This is a genomic window from Flavobacterium degerlachei, assembly GCF_900106645.1.
Classification (GTDB): domain Bacteria; phylum Bacteroidota; class Bacteroidia; order Flavobacteriales; family Flavobacteriaceae; genus Flavobacterium; species Flavobacterium degerlachei.
The window spans coordinates 12102-34560 of the sequence record NZ_FNMV01000018.1 but is presented as its reverse complement, the minus strand read 5'-3'; the positions used below and the strand labels follow the sequence as shown (position 1 = coordinate 34560).

The following is a 22459-nucleotide window of genomic DNA, read 5'->3' as shown; positions in this document are numbered from 1 at the left end:
AAAACATGATTATTATCATATAAACTAGTCAAAATGACTTAATTAACGACAAAACATGAGTTTTTTTAAAAATATTTTTAGTGGTTCAGAGAACCAAAATGATTCTACTCCTAAAATGGACTGGAATAACTTAACTGATTTGGGACAGTTGAATGAAATCATTACGCTTTCAAACGATACTCCAGTTGCCATTTTTAAGCACAGTACTCGTTGCAGTATTAGCAGAATGGCATTGAAACAATTTGAAAATGAATTTGACTTCTCAGATAAAGTTACACCTTATTTTTTAGATTTAATAGCGTATCGTGAAGTTTCTAACGAAATTTCGAATCGTTTTGGAGTGCAGCATCAATCACCTCAATTAATAGTAATTAAGGACGGAAAAGCGATTTATAATGCTTCTCATAGTGATATTGATGCAGGAGTTTTGAAGACTAAAGTATAGTTGAATAGGTTTAAATAAGGCCACGAATTAACATATGAGATAATATCAATTTGTGAATTCGTGGCCTTCTTATTTTTAAAATTCTCCTCCCGAACCTCCACCACTAAAACCTCCACCGCCAAATTCCATATCAGATTCTTGAATAGTTTCTGGTTTTAGGCCAAGCTGAGATGCGATTAATGCTTCGGCATTCATAAAAGCATTGGCATTTGTAAATCGATCTGGTCGGAACGTAATTCCCGTTTTATTATGCTTTAATTTTTTTATGGCAAAAAATGTAAAAGCAAATAGCAGTAATCCTGCTATAGTCAAGAAAGTCTCAATGGGTAAAACAGCATAGTAATAACGAACACTATAAATGGAGAACGCCATTGCCAATGCACCAATCCAAAGCATAATACGGTCTTTTTTTAATAAAGAGTAAACTAGAAAGCCTACAGGAACAATAAACGTGAAAGCGTAAAAGAAATAGGCAAACGAAATGTCACTATTTGGATTAATCTGCGCACCCAATAATGCAACAGAAAGTTCCCGTACTACAAGATAATTTCCCGAAAGATAAAACAGAATAAGACTAAAACTATTAGCTAGCAAAATCCCCTTGTGATAAAAAGCTGTTTTTAAATTTTTTAGAACTGTTTTACTGTAAAAATAAACAGCTACCGAAAATAACATCAATACAAACGGTAAAATGTTTTTCCCAATATCGCCTAACTCAAACATCGTATAAACCAGACTAGCAGTGGCAGCCAAACAAAACAACAATGCCATTGATAAATGCACATAGCGAAGATAACTTAATAGTGAAGTAACCATTATTGTTACGGCAATTAGTAATCCGTTTCCATCAGTATAAACTCCTATCGCTATAGCCAAAGTTAATTGGGCCCCCAATATAAAAGCATCATCTAATCCATGACCATAAAACTTTTGCTTGGTTAAGAATTCTGCTCCTATAAAACCAACAAGAGCATAAAGAAAAATTAGAACTTTAAAGTTATCATCAATTAAGTCTACACTAATTAGACTGAAGAAACCGCAAATCGAGGAATATAAAAAAACACCTAATAAGAAAAAGGCAGCTCTAATTAATAGGTTATTATGACTTTTAGGAACAATCAGTTGCTTTGAAATTACTTCAAACTGTTTCTTATTTATAAAACCAGCTTCGTTTAATGATTTAGCTTCTTCAAGTAGCGTTATATTTTCTAATTCTGTTTTATCGTGTGCAATCATCGGTTTTGTTTTTATTGAATTTTTTAATGAGACGGATAAATAAAATTATAGAAGCAATAAAATAAAAGGGCACTAAAAAAGAGAATAGTATCATTAGATCTTGAATGTCAATTAAATCAATGATTTTGAATAAAAGGAAATTAAGTCCAAAATAAGCATATAAAATAGTGAACACAAATAAGGATACTGATTTAATGCTATAGCTTACCGTATAAAAGTAATAGCTGGAAACCGCTAATAGAATAATAAATACTCCCCAATAAGGTTCAAATAAGTTATTGATACAGGAAATATTGATAAGGTGTAAAGCAAAAGTCAAGAAGACTAAGTTGAAGTGTTTTTTTAGTTCAATTTTTGTGCTGTAAATGGACCAAACAATTAATACAATACCCAAAGCAATGGCAGAGTAACTTAAGGAATCTGATTGCTGAAAATTATTATCTAGCAACGCTTGCGGACTTACTGATAATCCGATATAGGCTGCGAGCCCAGTTATTGCGATTGATAAGATACTTTTATTATCAAAATAGTAGGCGCAAAATAAAGCAATTACCGTGGGAATTAAGGTGGCTAAACCATAATGGGTCCCAAAAGCAGTGTATTGAAACTGTAAATAACCAATAAAAATGCAACTCAAAAGTATGGCTGCAAGAATGAGATAGTCAAATAAGGGGTTTTCAAAACTAGTTTGCTGTTTTTTAAATCCTACGGCATTTTTAAAACTGAAATAATAACAGATTATAGTGACGATTAGTAATAGGCTAAGAATGGCAATATGGCCAATGCTATCAATATTTTCGTAAATTAAGATGCCTATACCAGAGGTAAACAATAAAACAGAAAGATATAAGAATAATTTAAGCTCTGTATGCACTGAGAAGACATTTAAGGCACGATACTCTGAAATCTGATCCATTTGCTCTCTATCGATTAAGCTTTTCTCAAAAAGTCTATTAGTACTGTTTTCTTCAAATCTTTTCATATTGTAGTGTTAGCATTGCTATTATCAAATATACATTATTCCTACAGTTCCTAAGGTTTTGTATCGTATTGGTTTTTTAGATTTAAAATAGATATAAAAAACACACTGTGATTGACAGCGCGTTATGACTTTAAAAGGAGGCTTGTACTTTACTAAGGAAGATTTGTTTTTCCTTTAATTTCCTCTAAATGCAAATTATTAATAGTTCGTTCGTCTCTAGTGGCATTACATATTGGATTTATTTGAAAAGTATTATCTTTATAATAAAAATAATGACAAAGTCTGAAATTGACAACTATTCTTCTATTTTGATACTAATCAGTACCGAACGATGTTCAGTCTGTGGCGCATTGGACCAGCGTTTAAAGCCATGGATCCAGAGTAATTTCCCCGATTTAGCGTATAGCAAAATAAAATTAGAAGATTTTCCAATGCTTAGAGGAGAGTTGATGGTTTTTTCTGCTCCTGTTCTTTTATTTTTTAAAAATGGAAAAGAGGTTCTCAGAAAAGCAGGTGTTTTTTCTTTAGAACAAACTTTTGAAGAAATTAATCGTTGTATGATTTGATTAAATAATTTTCAAAGTGATGATTACATTAAAACTTAATGAAGTTTAATTTTATCTTTTGGATCTGTATTTTAAAGATATAGCTTTTATTTTAAATGTAAAATAAAAAAAATGCGCTAATTTTGATAGCGCATTTTTTAGTTTTGAATTAATAAGAAGCATTCATCTTCTTTTTTATCTCATTTAGGCACAAGTTATTGATGCTTCCTTCGTGCGTATGTTTTGTTTGTTTTGGAGATTCGAATGTTCCGTTTTCCAATTGCTCAGCAACGGCTTTATAAGCATCTCTAAAAGGCATTCCCGCAACCACCATTTCGTTTAATGTGTCTACAGTAAACAAGTAATTGTATTTGGGATCGTTTAAAATATTATCTTTTACTTTAATGTCTTTGATCGAAAATATGGAAATATCTAAACAGGCTTTCAGGTTTTGAATAGCTGGAAACAATCCTTCTTTCAATAATTGTAAATCCCTGTGGTAACCACTTGGAAGGTTATTAGTAATCAATGTTATTTCGTATGGCAAGGCTTGAATTTTGTTGCATTTACCACGAATTAACTCAAAAACATCTGGGTTTTTCTTGTGCGGCATGATGCTCGATCCCGTTGTAAGATGTGCTGGTAAGGTAATAAAATCGAAGTTCTGACTCATGTACAAGCACACATCCATAGAGAATTTAGCTAGAGTAGCGGCGACACTACTCATGGCAAAAGCCAATGTTTTCTCCGATTTTCCACGGCTCATTTGTGCTGCTACCGAATTGAATTTTAAGGTTTCGAAACCCAATTCTTTTGTAGTGAACGTTCTGTCAATTGGGAATGAACTTCCGTAACCTGCAGCGGAACCTAATGGGTTTTGATCCACGACTTTCAAGGCAGCATTCAACATGGTGATATCGTCGATTAAAGTTTCTGCATAAGCTGAAAACCACATTCCGAACGATGAAGGCATGGCAATTTGTAAATGCGTATATCCTGGTAACAATACATTTTGATGTTTCTCTGCTGATTCCATTAGCAAATCAAAAAGCGTTTTTACTTGCTCTTTAAGTTCTTTTACTACGTCTTTTAAATACAAATTTACATCAACTAAAACCTGGTCGTTACGAGAGCGTGCGGTGTGAATCTTTTTACCCGCATCACCTAGTTTTACCGTTAACATATATTCGATTTTCGAATGTACATCTTCAAAAGTATCTTCAATTACGAAGTTTCCTTTTTCGACATCAGCAATGATTTCGTTTAAAGCAAATACTAAAGAATCAGTTTCGGTAGTAGTTAATAAACCTATGTTCCCTAACATTTTAGCATGAGCAATTGAACCTAATGCATCGTATTTAGCTAAAACTAAATCCAATTCTCTGTCGTTTCCAACGGTGAATTGTTCAATTTGTTTGTCAGTAGGTATTCCTTTTTCCCAAAGTTTCATAATTTTTTTTGTTTCAGGTTTAAAGTTTCAATTTTTTGGTTGAAGCTTAACTATTATTCTTTTGTTTCGCAGAGGTACTCAAACGTTCCTCAGAGAGTTGCGGAGTTTGTCTTTTTGTAGACTATTTTATTGTCTGCACTTATTTTTAGCCCTGATAGTAGCGGCATACTTTTCCTGCTTTCTTTAAGCAGGGAAAGATATAGCGGATAGCAGGATTAGCTCCTAATTATTTTATTGCTTTAAAAAATCACCAAGTATTTTGATATACAGTTGGATTCCTTCCTCGATTTCGTTCAAATATATAAATTCGTCAGCAGAGTGTGAGCGCAAAGTGTCTCCAGGTCCTAATTTAAGTGATTTACAACTCAAAACGGACTGATCAGAAAGGGTAGGAGAGCCGTAAGTTGTTCTTCCCAAGGCAATCCCTGCCTGCACTAAACCATGCGTTGCGGGAATGGAAGAGGCGCTTAAGTTCATAGAACGTGGAGTCACTTCGGCAGCAACGTTTTCTTTAACGGTTTGTAGTATTTCTTGATTCGTGTAACAATCGTTGACACGAATGTCAACCACTAAATCACATTCAGACGGCACTACATTGTGTTGTTTTCCGGCATTAATTTGGGTTACGGTCATTTTTACAGGGCCTAATTGCTCTGATACTTTCTCGTAATTATAGTTTTTGAACCATTCCATCACAGGAATTGTTTTGTAAATGGCATTGTCGTCATTTTGATGTGCGGCATGACTTGGCGTTCCTTTTATTTTGACATCAAGTACTAAAAGTCCTTTTTCAGCTATAGCCAATTGCATTAAGGTAGGTTCGCCAACGATAGCACACTCTAATTCGGGTAAGCTTTTTAATACGCTGTTCAAGCCTTTTTTTCCACTGCTTTCTTCCTCTGCCGATGCAACAATTACAATGTTATAAGGTAAGTTTTCTGAAGCATAGAAATGCACAAATGTAGCCAAAAGTGATACTAGACATCCTCCAGCATCATTGCTTCCTAAGCCGTATAATTTACCGTCTTCGACAATCGCTTTAAAAGGATCTTTAGTATAGGCTTGATTTGGCCTTACGGTATCGTGATGAGAATTCAGTAAAAGGGTGGGTTTTGATTTGTCAAAATGTAAATTGTAAGCCCAGATATTATTGTTTTCTCTCTCGAAAGGAATCTCGTTTACTACAAACCATTTTTCGATTAAAGCGGCCGTTTGTTCTTCTTCGCTAGAAAAAGACGGTGTTTCAATCAAGTTTTTTAATAATGCGATGGCTTCCTGAGTAAGTGTTTCTATGTTTTTCATATTTTTTTATTGGGACGAATACTGAATTTGAATTTTCAACTAATCCAACATATTTTCCTTTTTTATTCAACCATTTAGAAAATTTAGAGAATTAAGCTTAATGTTCTAAATATCTAAATATCTAAATGGTTCAATTTTCAATCGTCTAATTTATAATTCTATGTTCGTATAAATTTCTGTCTTGTCCTGCAACATTCTGTGGTGACCTATTTTTATTTTTTGAACTCCTTTAGACAAGCTATTGAAGCAATTGTCTAGTTTAGGAATCATACCAGAATGAATTGCTTTCTCTGCTTTTAATTTGGCATATAATTCTGGATTGATGTTTTCGATTACCGAAGAATTATCATCGGCATCAAACAATACGCCCGGTTTTTCAAAGCAATAGTTTAAGGTCACTTCAAAAACCTCCGACAAGGCTATCGCCAACTCGCTGGCAATCGTATCTGCATTTGTATTCAATAATTGTCCTTGTTTATCATGCGTTATGGCACAAAATACTGGAACAATCCCGTTTGAAATTAAAGTTTCTAATAGGGGAGTGTTTACGCCTTGGACATCACCCACAAAACCATAATCTATGGTAGGATGGTTTCTTTTTTCAGATTGGATTAGATTCCCATCTGCACCAGAAAATCCCATTGCATTAGTATTATTAGCTTGCAATTGAGCTACGATATCTTTATTGATTTGTCCTGCGTAAATCATTACTACGACTTTAAGCATAGCAGCATCAGTAATACGTCGGCCATCAATCATTTGAGGAACTAGACCAATACTTTTTGCCATTTTAGTAGCAGATTTTCCACCACCATGAACTAATACTTTAGCGCCTTCTATTTTTGAAAAATCAGATAAGAATTGCTTTAATTCCGAAACATCATCAATTATGTTCCCTCCAATCTTTACTATTGTGATGGTTTTCTTAATGTCCATTTTCTAATATTTTTTGCAATACCAACTGTGCTGCATAGGTTCTGTTGTTTGCCTGTTCGATAACAATTGAATTTTCACTGTCAAGCACTTCGTCAGCAACAACTACATTACGTCTAACGGGTAAACAATGCATGAATTTAGCATTATTTGTAAGTGTCATTTTCTCTGCTGTTACTGTCCAATTGGGGTCTGAATTGGTTATTTTTCCGTAATCAGTATAATTACTCCAGTTTTTAGTATAGATAAAATCAGCGTTTTCAAAAGCTTTATTTTGATCGTATTCAATTACAGAGTTCTTTGTGATTTCAGGATTTAATTCATAGCCTTCAGGATGAGTAATAACAAAGTCAGCATCTTGTAACTGCATCATTGACACAAAGGAATTGGCTACAGCCTGAGGTAAAGCTTTAGGGTGTGGTGCCCATGATAAAACAACTTTTGGTCTGTGTTCTGTTTTGTGCTCTTGCATGGTAATCGCGTCAGCAAGTGCTTGCAGTGGATGTCCCGTACAGCCTTCCATATTGACAACTGGTACAGTTGCAAACTTCAGAAAACCTGCCAAAACCGTTTCGGCATTGTCTTTGTCTTTATCGACCAATCCAGCAAACGCCCTTACCGCAATAATATCACAGTATTGAGACACTACTTCAGCAGCTTCTTTGATATGTTCAGAAGCGCCTTGGTCCATTATAGCACCATCTTCAAATTCCAAAGTCCAACCTTCATTAGTGAAGTTCATCACCATGACATTCATTCCTAAGTTTAAAGCGGCTTTTTGAGTACTCAAACGTGTTCTTAGACTTGGATTGAAAAATAGCATCCCTAAGGTCTTGTTTTTACCTAGTTTTTTATTTTTAAGTGGCTTCTTTTTAATTTTTAATGCTTGTTTCACCCATTCAGAAAGGGAATCGATATTTTGTACTGAGATGTAGTTCATACTGTATGTAATTTGTACGCTGATTAAACGGATTCGCTATCGCGAAGCCACGGATAAGAGCAGATTTTGTAATTGTTTTATAGTTTAGACGCTGATAAAAGCGGGTTTTTTACTTGTTTTATGTATTTTAGAGTGTGGCGAAAAGGGATTTATTTTTTTCGATTGTTTTCAAATATTTTTCTTTTAAACTCGGGCCGTTTACCAAAATTGAGAAGTAAGCCAACTTCACAATCGGTGCTTCTTAGATAATTTAGTATTTGGTTCTCAAAATCTTTAACTATCGAATCAGCAGCTTTTAATTCAAGGATGATTAAGTTTTCTACGATTAAATCGGCATAATATTCACCAACTTCGGCTCCTTTGTAGTACACTTTTATCATCTTTTGTGCTTCAACCTGATAACCTTTATTTTTCAATTCTAAATACATGGAATTTTGATACACTTTTTCCAAAAAACCATACCCTAATTCATTATAAACCTCGTAAAAAGTTTTAATAATAGCATCTGTTAATTTTTGATGTAGTAATTCCATATTTTAAAATCAGTTTTTATCAGCGTTTTCGCTTTTGCGAATCAGTGTCATCCGCGTTCCATTCACTTTACACAATCTTTGTAAAAGGAATAGTATTCTTTATTGCGTTCAAAATAAAATCATCTTTCAATCCATTGACAACCCAAGTTTCAATATTAGCCGCTTTAGCAATTGCGGCTGCCTCAATTTTAGATTGCATTCCGCCGGTTCCTTGTGATGATTTTGAATCGCCCACTTCTTGTTGCATCAACTGCAAGTCGGTTACTAATGAAATGGTTTCTGGAATATCATTATGAATAGAAGCTTTGGTGTAAATTCCGTTGGTATTCGTTGCAATAATTAAAATATCAACTTTCAATAGCACAGCAGTTAATGCTGCTAATTTATCGTTGTCACCAAACTGAATTTCGTCCGTTGCCACTGTATCGTTTTCATTAATAATCGGAATGTAATTGTTTTCGATTAATACATTGATTGTGTTTACGATGTTAACCTTGGATTGCTCTTTTTCAAAATCAGAATACGACAGCAAACATTGTGAAGTCAATAATCCTAAATCACTGAAATTTTCATGAAAAATCCGCATCAAATGAGGTTGGCCAATAGAAGCAAGGGCCTGTTTAACTATTATTTCTTTGCCTTTAGTTTCCAATTTTACAAATTGTTTTGCCGCAGCGATAGCGCCAGAACTCACAATTACAAATTCGTATTCGTCGTTTAAAGCCGCTATTTGCATCCCAATGTCCTCAATCTTTCCTCTGGAAATATGATTGGTTTCCTTGGTTAATGTATTGGTTCCAATTTTTAGTAATACTCTTTTTTTTGCCATATTTTTTAACCACTAACGGTTTTATGTGTTGACTTTTAACCGGGAAGGGCGCTAAGTTTTTTTATTTTGAGGCCTTATAAAAACAAAGTTCGCAAATCTGTTTTTGTAAATTTAATAATTTAAAAAAATCCTTGGCCTAATTTTCTAATGCTTCAATCTTTCAATTTTACCGAATCTGTCCATCACCGTAAATATACCATTTATTGGTAACTAGGTGTTGTAATCCAATTGGTCCTCGTTGGTGCAGTTTATCAGTGCTTATTGCCAATTCTCCGCCTAAGCCTAATTGACCACCATCAGTAAATCGAGTAGAAGCATTGTGGTATACTGCCGCAGTATCTACGTTATCCATGAATTGCTGAGCAATAGCCTCATCTTTTGTAATTATGGAAGCCGAATGGCCGCCACAATACTTATTTATTTTTTCGATTGCTTCTTGATCTGAGTTGGTTGCACCAATTACAATTTTGTAATCTAGGAACTCTTCGTACCAAATCAAATCGTTTTCGATACAAGGAACTTGCGTAGCTGTTGAAACCAAAGCGTCACCCAAAACAGTAACATGACGAAGCTGCAATTCGGTTACTAATTGCTTTGCGAAGATCTCCCAATTCGGTAAATTTGTATCAATTAACACTTTATCTAAAGCATTGCAAACAGATATGTTTGAGGTTTTTCCGTTGATTATAATAGCCATTGCTTGATCTAAATCAGCTTCGCTATTTACATACACAAAGTTGTTTCCTCTACCACTTACAATTACTGGGCAAGTAGCGTGTTTTTTCACAAAATTGATTAGGTTTTCACCACCACGAGGAACGATTAAATCCACTTTTTGTGCTGGTTTCTCTAAGAACGCTTGTGTTTCCGTTCTGTCATAATTTAAATATTCGACCCAGGAAGTTGCAACGTCTGAATCGGTTAAGGCTTGATGCCAAAGACTAACAATCTTCTGATTCGATAATAAAGATTCTTTACCACCTTTCAACAGAATTTTATTTCCCGATTTGAAAGCGATTCCACCAGCCTCAACAGTTACGTCAGGACGAGATTCATATATGATTAGAATAGTTCCAAAAGCGGCTGTTTTATTACTGATTTTTAATCCGTTATCATGTGTGAAATTAAAACGGACTTGACCAATGGGATCATCTTGACTTGCTAATTGTTGTAGCGACAAAATCATTCCGTCAATCTTAGAATCATCTACTAGTAAACGTTTCTCCATAGCCAAATCATCACCAGAATAATTGTTTAAATCTTGCTGATTAACTGCCTTAAGATTGGCTCTTTCTTGTTCGAGAAGTACAGCCATTCGACTTAATACGGCATTTCTTTGTTCTATGGATAATACTGTTTTCATTATTTTAATTTTTTATTTCAATTCAGCCAATGACTCTTTTAAAGCGATGATAAATTTATCAATTGCATCAGTAGTTATGGTCAATGGAGGAAGAATTCTCAATAGGTTCTTGTTGTTTGCGCCACCTGTAAAGATGTGCTTTTCAATTATCATTTTCTTTCTCAAAGCACTTACGTCAAAATCAAATTCGACTCCCAGCATTAATCCTCTTCCTTTTATCTTGATGATTTCTGGAATTACTTTAATTGCTTCAAAAAAGTATTCAGATACTTTATTTGTGTTCTCAATTAATTTTTGATTTTCTATAACTTCCAAAACTGCAATTCCAGCAGCACAAGCTAAATGGCTTCCACCAAAAGTAGTTCCTAATAATCCGTAGCTAGCTTCGAATTTTGGAGAAATTAATACTCCTCCAATAGGGAAACCATTTCCCATTCCTTTAGCAGTGGTTACAATATCAGGATTGATTCCGTGGTGTTGAAAAGCAAAAAACTTTCCACTTCTTCCGTATCCTGATTGTACTTCATCTAAAATTAAAACTACTTCATTTGCAGTACACACTTTCTCTAAAGCTTGGAAAAATTCAGTTGTTCCTTGGTCTAAACCACCTACACCTTGAATGGCTTCGATGATAACCGCACAAACATCTCCTTTTTTTAGTTCAGCTTCCACCAAATCAATTTGGTTTAACGGCAAAAAAGTTACTGCTTGTTGCGCATTCAAAGGTGCTACAATTTTCTTGTTATCAGTGACAGCAACCGCAGCTGAAGTTCTTCCGTGAAACGAATTGTCAAAAGCAATCACTCTTGATTTGTTCGTATGGAAAGAAGCTACTTTTAAAGCATTTTCATTGGCTTCAGCCCCAGAACTACATAAAAATAAGCTATAATCAGTCAAGCCAGAAGCTTTTCCTAATTTTTCAGCTAGTTTTACTTGTAATGGATTTTGAATCGCATTCGAGTAAAAACTCAAATTATTCAATTGTGCTTTTACTTTGGCCACATAATCAGGTTGGGTGTGACCAATAGAAATTACTCCATGTCCGGAGTATAAATCTAAATATTCGATTCCTTTGTCGTCTGTAATCGTGCAATCTAGAGCTTTTACAGGGGTAATAGGATATAATGGGTAAACGTCAAATAAGTTCATTTTGATTTTTTGTTTAGATGGTTTAAGGTTCAAAGTTTAAAGTTACGTGTACAACATTAAACTTTAAACTTGAAACAAATTTTTAGAACCCTGAAGGTTTCAAATGCAATCCAGTCGTTTCATCAAGTCCAAACATCAAATTCATATTTTGAATTGCTTGTCCAGATGCACCTTTAACTAGATTATCGATAACTGAAGTGATCAAAACCCGGTTTCCTTTTTTCATTAAACTAATGATACATTTGTTAGTTTGTACCACTTGTTTCATATTAATGTTGGTGGTAGTAACTGTTACAAAAGGTTGGTCTGCATAATAAGACTCATATTTGTTAACCAAATCTTCTAAGCTTTCTTCGGCAGTTGTGTATAGTGTTGCAAAAATTCCTCTGGCAAAATCACCTCTGTTAGGTACGAAAATTAATTCGTCTGAATACGACGCTTGCAATTGACTGATACTTTGGTTTATTTCGCCCAAATGTTGGTGGTCAAAAGCTTTGTAATGCGACATATTATTAGATCTCCAGCTAAAATGTGTAGTTTCGGAAGGAGAAACTCCTGCACCCGTACTGCCCGTAGTAGCATTAATATGAACGTCATTGTTCAATAATCCATTTGCAGCAAGCGGTAATAAAGCTAGTTGAATTGCTGTAGCAAAACAACCTGGATTAGCAATGCAATTTGCATTTTTAATGCTGGTTTTATTCAGTTCAGGTAAGCCGTAAACAAAAGATTTTCCATCGAATTCCTTGTCTTTTGTTAATCGGAAATCATTACCTAAGTCGATGATTTTTGTATGGCTTGCAAATTTGTTGTTTTCTAAAAATGAAATTGACTTTCCGTGACCTAAACAGAGGAAAAGCACATTTACATTTGGATTTACCGTATCAGTAAAGTTCATTTCTATATCGCCCATTAGATCGTGGTGCGCTACAGAAAGTGGTTTTCCTGCATTGGTCGTACTGTATACAAAATCTAGCTTTGCATTAGGATGAAACATTAAAATTCTAATTAATTCTCCCGCAGTATATCCTGATCCACCTATTATTCCAACATTAATCATAATCTCTATTTTTTAAAACATTTTTTATTTAAACCATTAAGGAATTAAGTAAAATTTAGCTGAATGGAACTTAATTGCTTAATGGTATAAATAGATTGTAAAAGTTTCTATGAAAAACTAAACTTCCTTATTAGCCCCGATTGCAGTGAAAATCTCCCGATTTTTAGAAAAATAGATTGTTAAATCTAATTTTTCTTGAGCGGGAATTGAAGCGGAAAGCGGGACAGATGTTCTTAAAAAGCAAAATGTTTCTACTCCTTAAAAAAATCTTTATTTATTATTCGTACGTTTCATTATTTACAGATGAAAAGATGTTTTGGGCATTACCTAAAATTTTGATAAATCCTTTAGCATCGTCTGATGTCCAAGCGTTATTCATTTCGCCATATTGTCCAAAACCTGTATTCATTAAATCATTTTCAGATTCGATTCCGTCAAGTGTAAAATGATATGGTTTAAGTGAAACTGTTACAGTTCCGTTTACCGTTTTTTGTGTGTCTTCTAAGAAAGCTTCGATGTTTCTCATAACAGGATCAAGAAATTGTCCTTCGTGAAATAACATTCCGTACCAGTTTCCTAGTTGTTCTTTCCAGTATTGTTGCCATTTTCCAAGAGTATGTTTCTCAAGTAAATGATGCGCTTTAATGATAATTAGCGGAGCAGCGGCTTCAAAACCAACTCTTCCTTTAATACCAATAATAGTATCACCAACATGAGTATCTCTACCAATTGCGTAAGCGTTTGCTAGTTTCTCAAGAATAACAATATTATTAGTAGGGGCATCCATTTTACCATTAATACCTACTATTTGTCCTTTATCAAAATGTAAAGTCACTTTCTCTTCACCTTCTTTTTGCAATTGTGAAGGATAGGCTTCATTAGGAAGTGGTTGCCCTGAAGTCAAAGTTTCTTTACCTCCAACACTTGTTCCCCAAAGTCCTTTGTTGATTGAGTATTGTGCTTTTTCCCAAGAGTAGTGAACTCCGTTTTTTGATAAATAATCTACTTCTTCTTGTCTTGATAATTTCAAGTCACGAATAGGAGTGATGATTTCAATTTCTGGGGCGATAGTGTGAAAAATCAAATCAAAACGAATTTGGTCATTTCCAGCACCAGTACTACCGTGAGCGATCGCTTCTGCACCTACTGATTTTGCGTATTTAATAGCTTCAATAGCTTGAAAAACTCTTTCTGCACTAACTGATAAAGGGTAGGTGTTGTTTTTAAGAACATTCCCGTAAATCAAATATTTAATGGCTTTATCATAATATTTATCAACGATGGTAAGATTAGCGTGTTTTGCGCTTCCTAGTTCGTAGGCTCTTTCTTCAATGGCTTTTAACTCTTCATCGTCAAAACCTCCAGTATTGATTAATACGGTGTGAACTTCATATCCTTTTTCGTTTTTTAAATACTTAAGGCAATATGAGGTATCTAAACCTCCACTATATGCTAATACAACTTTTTTCATTTTTTGAGCTATTATGGGCTATCGGCTTTTTGGCGTTTAGCTGATTATATTTTTTATTTATATTTTATTTAATCTTCTAAGAAGAGTGCTTGTTTAATCTTTTTTAATCGGTTCCAAATCCGGACATTAAACGGATGCTTTGGTGGTGTTTTTGGCTTTTCTTTTGGGTCGTAAAGCATTCCGGTGCACAAACACAATTTATTCTCTTTACTTTTTAGTATTTCATAATTGGTACAGGTTTGGCATCCTTTCCAGAAACTAGGATCAGTTGTTAATTCAGAAAAGGGAACAGGTTTGTAACCAAGCTCTGAATTTATTTTCATTACTGCTAGTCCAGTTGTAATTCCGAATACTTTAGCATTTGGATATTTTTCCAGGGAGTAATCAAAAACTTTAGATTTGATTTTTTTTGCCAAACCTAAATTTCTATAATCGGGATGCACTATCAATCCTGAATGTGCCACGTAGTTACTGTCTTGCCAACTTTCGATGTAACAAAAACCAGCGAAGACACCATTATCTAATGCAATAACAGCATCCTTGTTTTCCATCTTTTTTTGGATGTATTCTGGAGTTCGTTTTGCTATTCCAGTTCCTCTCAGTAGGGCAGATGATTCTATTGTATCGCAAATGATTTGTGCGTACTTAAAATGTTCTTCCTGAGCTATAATAATTGAGATATTCATTTCAGAAGATGAATTTTTTGGTTAAAAAATGAGTTAGAATTCAAATTTGAACACCAAAAGTTGTTGGATTTATCTGTAAAAATATAAAAATAAAGTACTGAATAACAATTATATATAGAAGTTATGGAATAAAATATTTTGTTTTTTGTAGGATATGTTAATCCAATGCTTAACAGTTGAATTTTCAAAATGGTAAAAATGAAATATGAATAAAAATAAAGTAAAACTAATTTTGGGTACTATACAAGTAGCATCCGTACTTCGGGAGAAGTAGTAGTTTTGTTTATCCGTGAGATAGAAGTTATATGTACACTTGTATTATTCATTGGCACAAAAGTACACATATTTTTAATACACAAGCATGAATTTTTGTTTTCTAACAAAATTTTAATCAATTGTTATTTTGAAAGAATAAACGCTCCTTAAAATGAAATTTCAAGGAGCATTTAAGGTATTGTTATTTTTAGTTTTATTGCCTGAATTTATTTCTACTGATGATGTCTTTTAATTTGGCTTTCAAATCTTCCCCAGTATCATAAACCATTTGTTCGTTGCTTGGAAAAGGGAGATTCCTTTTGTCAAAATAGGAATAGTAAGAATCATCAGTCGCACGCTTATCTCCTTTATAAGTAGAATAGGTGTTTTCAAAAACAGACTCACTTGATAGCGGGAATGATTCTAGCAACTGACGGTTTTTAGCATCAACATAGTCGACCTGTGCTGTTATTTGGCAAGCTTTAAATTGGTTGAATTCGTAAATTCTTACACGGATTGTCTTGAAATTATCGACTTTTATGGCATTTCCTAAGCTGTCTTTTACCGCTTTTCCGTTTTTATCGAGAAGGGTTGTTAGACCATCTTTTATTTTTCTTTCTTTTATAATCTCTTTCTCTTTCAACTGTTCTGGCGAGATGTCAATTCTTCTGAAATTTAAAATTAATTGGAAATCATAATCAATACCTTTCTCTGCACGATTGTGATAGGCAGTCCATTTGTCATTCATTTCAAAGGTGTTAAAATCTAAAAGGTCATTCTGTAAACGGACAGGAAGCACCATGTTAGTTTCGTTGTTTAAAGATACCTTAACAAAATCAGTTCCTTTGAATTGTGCTTCTTCGACTAACTTTAAAACGTCTTTGTAACCGGGATTGATCTGATTTAAATAAACTAAGTCATCATAAGCTTTACGGTAATTAATTTTATTAGCAGAGAGTAACAGTTTTTTGCTGTTTCCATATAAAAATTGGGACAAAGCATTTTTGGATTCAATGATTTCGCTATTGTAATTATTGAATGGGAATTTAGCATTTCTACCTTCTTGCAATAATTTCAAAGGCAACAAAGGTTTGATTTTTTCTTGCCGATTATGCAGCAGTAAATACGTATTGTATATTTTTTCAAGATTTAAAGGATTGGCAGCCTGAGTCATTAAATTAATAAAATTCAAATCACGCTCCTTCGCTTTTGCATAAGCTTCTTCTAAAATATAGATGTAATCTTGCTTTCCTTTTTTGTCCTTGTTGGATTTTAAATTGGATACAGAATTGTCAATAGCCTCGTCATAGTTCCCGGAAGTAAGTAAATTGCGAGTCTGTTTTACGCCACAGGCCGAAATAAAGATTATAACCGAAATAAGGAGTATGGATTTTTTCATAGATAATCGTTTGAACAAATGTATTTATTACATTCTATAAAGGCAAAAGTAATGGCATAAAAAAACCACCAAATATAAATTTGATGGTTCTCTTATTTTGAATTAAAAATTTAAACTCTTTTGTATTAAAATAGTTTGTTTTTTGATAACGAGATTAGTGTCCTCCACCTTCGCTTTCTATGTGGTTAATTCCTTGTCTTTTTAATATTTTAGGGCAATAAAAACCATAAAATCCTAAATATGCAAATCCTAGAAGGGGTACAATGTATGAGAAATGAGTCCAAGAGATTCCAAAGATTCCATTTGGACTAGTAAGATCGATATCACAAATACTTCCTTGAATCAAAGGAATAACTCCTCCACCAAGAATCATCATAATTAAGAAAGAAGATGCTTTTCCTGTGTTTTTTCCTAATCCAGCTATCGCTAAATCGAAAATAGAAGGCCACATGATTGATAAGAACAAACCTCCTGATATAAAGAAAAATTTAGCAATTTCAGTATCAGTACAAACTAAACCAGCTATCATCATCAATAAACCAGATATACCGAAAAGCATTAATGTTTTTCCAGCATTTTTCCCACCTACAAAACTTACTGCAATAAACAATAAGATCCAGATTGGATAAATATAAAATGAAGAAACGTCATGACCTGCAAAAACGTTCGCGCCAATAATTACTCCAAATGCAAGAGCAGGGACGATAAATTTAAGAGCCGTATTTACAAGGTTTGAAGTGTTAAAAACATTTACACCACCATTCCAGCGACCAATCATTAAACTTCCCCAATACAAAGCGATAAACGGAGATATAGCATCTTCTAAAATTCGACCAAACTCAGCAGTATGCAATAAAGCTGGTAAGTTGCTGATTATGGTTACTTCTGTTCCTACATAAATAAAGATAGCTAACATACCTAAGTACAACTGTGGGTAGTCTAGAATTCTAAATTTATCTGTACTCTCTGTAATTATTGTTTTTTCTATTTTTGCAGGGTTTTCAATTTTAGAAAAATTCATGAAAATTGCCACTACAATAAAAGCAATTCCTAAAATGATAAAAGGTAATTTTATGTCTTCTAGAGAAAGTGATGTATTTTTATTATCGCCCATTCCGAAAAGTGCGATTCCTAATAAAATGGCACCGATAGTGGTTCCAAATGAATTTACACCACCTGCCAAAGTCAAACGATGCGCTCCAGTATTTGGACTACCCATTTTAATAGCTAATGGATTAGCAACAATTTGCTGAATTGAAAAACCTAGACCTACTGTAAACAATGCGGTTAGGAAAAACGGAAAGCTTTCCATAGTAGCTGCTGGTACGAATAAAAACGAACCTACTGCAGAAAGTAATAAACCTGCAGACAGTGTTTTTTTGTATCCAAATTTTTGCAAAACATCTACTTTTAAAGATATTAAGAAGAAAATAATGGATCCTACAAAATAGGCAACATAAAAGGCCCAAGCTACTAGTTGTGACTGGACTTGGGATAATGTAAATACTTTTTTGAATACGGGTATTAATATGTCATTAGCAGACCCAACAAATCCCCAAAAAAAGAATACGATTATTAATGAGATAAATTGTCCCCATTTGGTTTGTAAATTTTCTGAACTCATAATTGTTAAAGTATTTTTTTAGGTTAATTAATTTTTAGTTTTCAAGAGCGTAAATATATTTGTTAAGGAAACTAAAAAAAAACAATTTGGTATAAATATGATTAAAATTATATAATAATCACTTTTTGTTAAATAATGCTGAGTTTTGTTTAACAATTCACATATTTTAGACTTAGTATTGAATTTTTCTGCACCTTGACATTAGGAGATACTATTGATTGACTATAAGAATACTGAATTGACAATTAATAGTAATTTAAGATTTAAACTTCGAAGAGCAAAAGTACTTTGTATATGGTCTAATTTTAAAAAAATGCATATCTTGAGGCTTGAAAGAGATTAACTGCTGACAAGTACTATTAAAACCTACAAAAAATAAATATGCGATACATTCTATTCTTTCTTTTCGTTGTTATTAGTTCGACAGCACAAGTAAAACTCGAAGATTTAAATCTAATGCCTTGGCCTCAAGAAATCAATCTGCAAAACGGTAGTTTTTCATTGACAAAAGATTTTAAAGTTAATATTACAGGAAATCCTAATCAGCGGATTTTTATTGGGGCAACCCAATTTGTTAGAAGATTAGATGGAAGGACAGGACTTTTTCTGGAGCAGGCACATTTGACTAAAATTAATGAAGTACCAGAGGCACAATTGCAAATAAATATTACTCGGAATGGAGAAATTAAATTAAATGAAGATGAAAGTTACCGACTTCTTATTACATCTAATAAAATAACAATCAATGCCACAACAGATTTAGGGGCGCTGCATGGTTTAGAGACGCTTTTACAATTGTTGCAAAATAATACTACTTCCTATTATTTTCCGAACGTTGTCATTTCCGATTCGCCAAGGTTTATTTGGAGAGGATTAATGATAGATGCCGCAAGACATTTTCAGCCCGTAGATGTTATCAAAAGAAATCTTGATGCAATGGCATCAATGAAAATGAATGTTTTTCATTGGCATCTTGCTGATGATCAAGGATGGAGAATTGAAATGAAAAAACACCCAAAGTTGAACGAACTATCCACAGATGGCAGTTATTACACTCAAGAGGAAATCAAGAACATCATAAAATATGCTGATGAGAGAGGGATTCTGGTTGTGCCGGAAATAGATATTCCAGGTCATGCGTCGGCCTTACTTGCCGCATATCCTGAAGTAGGGAGTAAGTTAGCTGCTGATGCTGCTTATGCCGTAAAGAGAAATTCAGGGATTTATAATTCGACTTTAGATCCAACGAATCCAAAAACATACGAACTGCTGGGTGAAATTTTCGACGAGGTGTGCCCGTTGTTTTCAGGGGATTATTTTCATATTGGCGGAGATGAAAATAATGGTAAAGAATGGAATGCTAATCCCCAGATTCAGGAATTTAAGAAGAAAAATAAAATGAGCAGCAATCATGATTTGCAAACCTATTTTAACATGCAGTTGATTCCAATGTTGAAAAAGCATAATAAAAAACTGATGGGCTGGGAAGAAATAATGACAGAGAATATGTCTAAAGACGCCATAATTCATGCCTGGAGAGGTACTAATGAAGGCCAGGAATCTGGAGGTTCGCTTGCTAAAGCAGCAAAGAACGGCTATCAAACGGTTTTGTCAAATGGGTATTATATTGATTTGATGCTTAGTGTGGAGAAGCACTACTTAAATGATCCAATCCCCAAAAATAGCACGCTCACACCAGAAGAAAAAGTAAGGATTCTTGGGGGCGAAGCAGCGATGTGGAGCGAGCTTGTTACACCATTAAATATTGATTCAAGAATATGGCCGAGAACTGCAGCGATAGCGGAACGATTGTGGTCTGACGCGGAGGTTACTGATTTGAATAGTTTGCACAAGCGACTAAAGACGATTTCTTGGAGACTGGAAGAATTGGGAATTACCCATATTAGGAATAAAGGAGTGATTTTAAGAAATATCAGTAACAACCAGTCAACAGCACCAATAAATGATTTATCGAATGTGTGTGAACCTTTAAAAAACTATTCTCGTAATGGTGGCGGTAAAAAGTATCGCATGCATTCACCGCTAACCCTATTTGCAGATGCTTGTGCTGCTGACGCCTCTGATGCTTATGATTTTGACAAAGCGGTTTTGGCCTATTTAGAAAATAAAAGTCAGGAGAACCAATTTGTTGTAACTGATTTTTTTAGAAAATGGATTGCTATGAATGACCAATTAATTGATTTAAGCGCCAATGCACCTTTGATTCAGCCACTTTTACCTTTGTCGAAAAGTCTAAGTGAACTATCACAACAGTTGTTACTTAAGATTGAAAACAAGAAAATTGTACAGCCAGAAATCTTGAATGAATTATTAGAAAAATGCAATTCTAAGAAAAATGCTGATGTGGAACTAGCGGTATACAATAGTTTAAGAAAAATATCAGAAATGCCATAGATTGCTATTTATTGAGAATTATGAATTGATATGATCCTGACGAACTTACGTCAAGATTTTTTTTGGATATTTAATAAAAGAGTATACAGAATGCAATTCATTAAAATCTGGCTTGATACATAAAAAAATCAGTATTTTTTTGTACTTTTGCAAAAATTTTTATAAAAATAATTTATGCTAACAGTTAATAATTTATCAGTTCAATTTGGCAAACGAATTTTGTTTGACGAAGTAAATACCACCTTCACACATGGTAATATTTATGGAGTTATCGGAGCCAATGGAGCTGGAAAATCAACATTTCTTAAAATAATTTCGGGCGAAATGGATCCTACATCAGGACATATTCATTTAGAGCCAGGAAAACGTATGTCGGTTTTAAATCAAAACCACAATATGTTTGATGAGCATACCGTATTGGAAACCGTAATAATGGGAAACAAGACGTTATACTCTATCAAGAAAGAAATGGACGAGCTCTATTTAGACTATAATGATAAAAATGCAGATAGAATAGGGGAGTTGCAAGTGCAGTTTGAAGAAATGAGCGGTTGGAATGCTGATTCAGATGCTGCTTCTATGCTATCAAACCTTGGAATAACAGAAGAGCATCATTATACATTGATGGGTGATCTTGAGGGGAAAATAAAAGTTCGTGTCCTTTTGGCACAAGCACTTTTTGGTAATCCTGATTTACTTATCATGGATGAGCCTACCAATGACTTGGATTTTGAAACAATTGCTTGGTTAGAGAATTTCTTAGCAAACTATGAGAATACAGTTATTGTAGTATCGCATGACCGTCACTTTTTAGATTCAGTTTGTACACACATATCTGATATTGATTTTAGTAAAATTAATCATTACTCAGGAAATTATACGTTTTGGTATGAGTCTAGTCAATTAGCGGCTAAACAACGTGCACAACAAAACAAAAAAGCCGAAGAAAAGAAACAAGAATTAGAAGAATTTATTCGTCGTTTTAGCGCGAATGTGGCCAAGTCAAAACAAGCCACTTCTCGAAAAAAAATGATTAGTAAATTGAATATATCTGAGATTAAACCTTCAAGTCGTCGTTACCCTGCGATTATATTTGATCAAGAGCGTGAAGCAGGAGATCAAATATTAAATGTTCAAGGTTTAAGTGCTTCTGTTGATGGTGAAGTCTTGTTTAAAAACGTTGATTTAAACATGGCTAAAGGCGATAAAATAGTATTATTCTCTAAAGATTCTCGCGCAACAACAGCGTTTTATGAAATACTTAATGGGAATAAAACGGCTGATGCAGGAAATTTCGATTGGGGAGTTACTACAAACCAAGCTTATTTGCCAGTAGAAAACCATTCTTTTTTTGAGAGTGATTTGTCATTGGTTGATTGGTTACGTCAATGGGTAAAAACAGAGGAAGAACGTGACGAAGTAAATATTCGTAGTTTTCTTGGTAAAATGATTTTCTCAGGAGAAGAAGCTTTAAAAACATGTAGAGTATTATCAGGAGGAGAAAAAGTACGTTGTATGTTATCCAGAATGATGATGGAAAGAGCGAATGTATTAATGATAGATGAACCTACAAATCACTTGGATCTAGAGTCTATTACTGCATTTAATAATTCATTAAAGAACTTTAAAGGATCTGTTATTTTTACAACGCATGATCATGAGTTTGCACAAACTGTAGGTAATAGAGTAGTTGAATTGACGCCTAATGGTGCAATAGACAGCTATATGACTTTTGATGAATATTTGGACGATGAAAAAGTTCAGGAATTAAGAACTAAGATGTATACTAAATAAACATAATAAACAGTTTATTAAAAAACTCCTGCAATTGATTTGCAGGAG

General features: G+C 33.9%; 19 protein-coding genes. 4 read left to right on the top strand and 15 right to left on the bottom strand.

Annotated features, from left to right (window positions below):
- Nucleotides 1-55 precede the first annotated feature (55 nt).
- Nucleotides 56-445 (top strand): bacillithiol system redox-active protein YtxJ, encoded by a 390-nt coding sequence (gene ytxJ / locus BLV91_RS15475; RefSeq protein ID WP_091434915.1) that lies wholly within the window; start codon nucleotides 56-58, stop codon nucleotides 443-445.
- Between the two features lie 75 nt (nucleotides 446-520).
- On the opposite strand, the gene BLV91_RS15470 is transcribed toward ytxJ, so the two are convergent.
- Both BLV91_RS15470 and BLV91_RS15465 read right to left on the bottom strand, forming a co-directional pair.
- Nucleotides 521-1681: a hypothetical protein gene (locus BLV91_RS15470; RefSeq protein ID WP_091434913.1), complete on the bottom strand. Its 1161-nt coding sequence runs from the start codon at nucleotides 1679-1681 to the stop codon at nucleotides 521-523.
- Nucleotides 1665-2663, bottom strand: a complete 999-nt coding sequence (locus BLV91_RS15465) for a DUF2157 domain-containing protein (protein ID WP_091434911.1) — start codon at nucleotides 2661-2663, stop codon at nucleotides 1665-1667. The genes BLV91_RS15470 and BLV91_RS15465 overlap by 17 nt, the downstream gene beginning before the upstream one ends.
- Before the next feature lie 272 nt (nucleotides 2664-2935).
- On the opposite strand from BLV91_RS15465, the gene BLV91_RS15460 reads away from it, so the two are divergent.
- Entirely contained in the window at nucleotides 2936-3229 is a 294-nt protein-coding gene (locus BLV91_RS15460; protein WP_091434909.1) for a thioredoxin family protein, read from the top strand.
- A 148-nt stretch (nucleotides 3230-3377) separates the two neighbouring features.
- On the opposite strand, the gene argH is transcribed toward BLV91_RS15460, so the two are convergent.
- The 13 genes from argH to BLV91_RS15395 all read right to left on the bottom strand — a co-directional run bounded on the left by argH (nucleotide 3378) and on the right by BLV91_RS15395 (nucleotide 18202).
- The gene (gene argH / locus BLV91_RS15455) at nucleotides 3378-4658 is read right to left on the bottom strand and encodes an argininosuccinate lyase (RefSeq protein ID WP_091434908.1); all 1281 of its coding nucleotides are present in this window, start codon (nucleotides 4656-4658) and stop codon (nucleotides 3378-3380) included.
- Nucleotides 4659-4889: 231 nt separating this feature from the next.
- Nucleotides 4890-5960, bottom strand: coding sequence for a M20 family metallo-hydrolase (locus tag BLV91_RS15450; RefSeq protein WP_091434906.1), 1071 nt, complete (start codon nucleotides 5958-5960; stop codon nucleotides 4890-4892).
- Between the two features lie 150 nt (nucleotides 5961-6110).
- Nucleotides 6111-6896, bottom strand: a complete 786-nt coding sequence (argB, locus tag BLV91_RS15445) for an acetylglutamate kinase (RefSeq protein ID WP_091434904.1) — start codon at nucleotides 6894-6896, stop codon at nucleotides 6111-6113.
- Nucleotides 6886-7833: an N-acetylornithine carbamoyltransferase gene (locus BLV91_RS15440; RefSeq protein ID WP_091434902.1), complete on the bottom strand. Its 948-nt coding sequence runs from the start codon at nucleotides 7831-7833 to the stop codon at nucleotides 6886-6888. The genes argB and BLV91_RS15440 overlap by 11 nt, the downstream gene beginning before the upstream one ends.
- Before the next feature lie 149 nt (nucleotides 7834-7982).
- On the bottom strand, nucleotides 7983-8366 hold the full coding sequence (locus BLV91_RS15435) for a GxxExxY protein (protein ID WP_091434900.1): 384 nt from the start codon (nucleotides 8364-8366) through the stop codon (nucleotides 7983-7985).
- Nucleotides 8367-8433: 67 nt separating this feature from the next.
- Entirely contained in the window at nucleotides 8434-9195 is a 762-nt protein-coding gene (gene proB, locus BLV91_RS15430) for a glutamate 5-kinase (RefSeq protein WP_091434899.1), read from the bottom strand.
- 166 nt (nucleotides 9196-9361) lie between these two features.
- Nucleotides 9362-10558: a glutamate-5-semialdehyde dehydrogenase gene (locus BLV91_RS15425; RefSeq protein ID WP_091434897.1), complete on the bottom strand. Its 1197-nt coding sequence runs from the start codon at nucleotides 10556-10558 to the stop codon at nucleotides 9362-9364.
- Between the two features lie 12 nt (nucleotides 10559-10570).
- On the bottom strand, nucleotides 10571-11707 hold the full coding sequence (locus tag BLV91_RS15420; protein WP_091434895.1) for an aspartate aminotransferase family protein: 1137 nt from the start codon (nucleotides 11705-11707) through the stop codon (nucleotides 10571-10573).
- Nucleotides 11708-11789: 82 nt separating this feature from the next.
- The gene (argC, locus tag BLV91_RS15415; protein ID WP_091434893.1) at nucleotides 11790-12767 is read right to left on the bottom strand and encodes an N-acetyl-gamma-glutamyl-phosphate reductase; all 978 of its coding nucleotides are present in this window, start codon (nucleotides 12765-12767) and stop codon (nucleotides 11790-11792) included.
- Between the two features lie 277 nt (nucleotides 12768-13044).
- Nucleotides 13045-14238, bottom strand: coding sequence for an argininosuccinate synthase (locus BLV91_RS15410; RefSeq protein ID WP_091434891.1), 1194 nt, complete (start codon nucleotides 14236-14238; stop codon nucleotides 13045-13047).
- A 68-nt stretch (nucleotides 14239-14306) separates the two neighbouring features.
- Complete coding sequence (locus tag BLV91_RS15405) at nucleotides 14307-14924, bottom strand: GNAT family N-acetyltransferase (RefSeq protein WP_091434889.1); 618 nt, start codon at nucleotides 14922-14924, stop codon at nucleotides 14307-14309.
- A gap of 469 nt (nucleotides 14925-15393) precedes the next feature.
- Complete coding sequence (locus BLV91_RS15400; protein ID WP_091434888.1) at nucleotides 15394-16578, bottom strand: hypothetical protein; 1185 nt, start codon at nucleotides 16576-16578, stop codon at nucleotides 15394-15396.
- A 154-nt stretch (nucleotides 16579-16732) separates the two neighbouring features.
- A complete protein-coding gene (locus BLV91_RS15395; RefSeq protein WP_091434886.1) occupies nucleotides 16733-18202 on the bottom strand; it encodes an MFS transporter in 1470 nt (489 codons plus the stop codon).
- Between the two features lie 381 nt (nucleotides 18203-18583).
- Between BLV91_RS15395 and BLV91_RS15390 the strand changes: the two genes are divergently transcribed.
- On the top strand, nucleotides 18584-20617 hold the full coding sequence (locus tag BLV91_RS15390) for a beta-N-acetylhexosaminidase (RefSeq protein ID WP_091434884.1): 2034 nt from the start codon (nucleotides 18584-18586) through the stop codon (nucleotides 20615-20617).
- Between the two features lie 174 nt (nucleotides 20618-20791).
- Complete coding sequence (locus BLV91_RS15385) at nucleotides 20792-22411, top strand: ABC-F family ATP-binding cassette domain-containing protein (protein WP_091434882.1); 1620 nt, start codon at nucleotides 20792-20794, stop codon at nucleotides 22409-22411.
- Nucleotides 22412-22459: the final 48 nt, after the last annotated feature.

What these genes read in the sequence shown, in the direction of transcription:
- ytxJ (WP_091434915.1), top strand. Translation starts at nt 56, where the DNA reads ATGAGTTTTTTTAAAAATATTTTTAGTGGTTCAGAGAACCAAAATGAT.
- BLV91_RS15470 (WP_091434913.1), bottom strand. Translation starts at nt 1,681, where the DNA reads ATGATTGCACACGATAAAACAGAATTAGAAAATATAACGCTACTTGAA.
- BLV91_RS15465 (WP_091434911.1), bottom strand. Translation starts at nt 2,663, where the DNA reads ATGAAAAGATTTGAAGAAAACAGTACTAATAGACTTTTTGAGAAAAGC.
- BLV91_RS15460 (WP_091434909.1), top strand. Translation starts at nt 2,936, where the DNA reads ATGACAAAGTCTGAAATTGACAACTATTCTTCTATTTTGATACTAATC.
- argH (WP_091434908.1), bottom strand. Translation starts at nt 4,658, where the DNA reads ATGAAACTTTGGGAAAAAGGAATACCTACTGACAAACAAATTGAACAA.
- BLV91_RS15450 (WP_091434906.1), bottom strand. Translation starts at nt 5,960, where the DNA reads ATGAAAAACATAGAAACACTTACTCAGGAAGCCATCGCATTATTAAAA.
- argB (WP_091434904.1), bottom strand. Translation starts at nt 6,896, where the DNA reads ATGGACATTAAGAAAACCATCACAATAGTAAAGATTGGAGGGAACATA.
- BLV91_RS15440 (WP_091434902.1), bottom strand. Translation starts at nt 7,833, where the DNA reads ATGAACTACATCTCAGTACAAAATATCGATTCCCTTTCTGAATGGGTG.
- BLV91_RS15435 (WP_091434900.1), bottom strand. Translation starts at nt 8,366, where the DNA reads ATGGAATTACTACATCAAAAATTAACAGATGCTATTATTAAAACTTTT.
- proB (WP_091434899.1), bottom strand. Translation starts at nt 9,195, where the DNA reads ATGGCAAAAAAAAGAGTATTACTAAAAATTGGAACCAATACATTAACC.
- BLV91_RS15425 (WP_091434897.1), bottom strand. Translation starts at nt 10,558, where the DNA reads ATGAAAACAGTATTATCCATAGAACAAAGAAATGCCGTATTAAGTCGA.
- BLV91_RS15420 (WP_091434895.1), bottom strand. Translation starts at nt 11,707, where the DNA reads ATGAACTTATTTGACGTTTACCCATTATATCCTATTACCCCTGTAAAA.
- argC (WP_091434893.1), bottom strand. Translation starts at nt 12,767, where the DNA reads ATGATTAATGTTGGAATAATAGGTGGATCAGGATATACTGCGGGAGAA.
- BLV91_RS15410 (WP_091434891.1), bottom strand. Translation starts at nt 14,238, where the DNA reads ATGAAAAAAGTTGTATTAGCATATAGTGGAGGTTTAGATACCTCATAT.
- BLV91_RS15405 (WP_091434889.1), bottom strand. Translation starts at nt 14,924, where the DNA reads ATGAATATCTCAATTATTATAGCTCAGGAAGAACATTTTAAGTACGCA.
- BLV91_RS15400 (WP_091434888.1), bottom strand. Translation starts at nt 16,578, where the DNA reads ATGAAAAAATCCATACTCCTTATTTCGGTTATAATCTTTATTTCGGCC.
- BLV91_RS15395 (WP_091434886.1), bottom strand. Translation starts at nt 18,202, where the DNA reads ATGAGTTCAGAAAATTTACAAACCAAATGGGGACAATTTATCTCATTA.
- BLV91_RS15390 (WP_091434884.1), top strand. Translation starts at nt 18,584, where the DNA reads ATGCGATACATTCTATTCTTTCTTTTCGTTGTTATTAGTTCGACAGCA.
- BLV91_RS15385 (WP_091434882.1), top strand. Translation starts at nt 20,792, where the DNA reads ATGCTAACAGTTAATAATTTATCAGTTCAATTTGGCAAACGAATTTTG.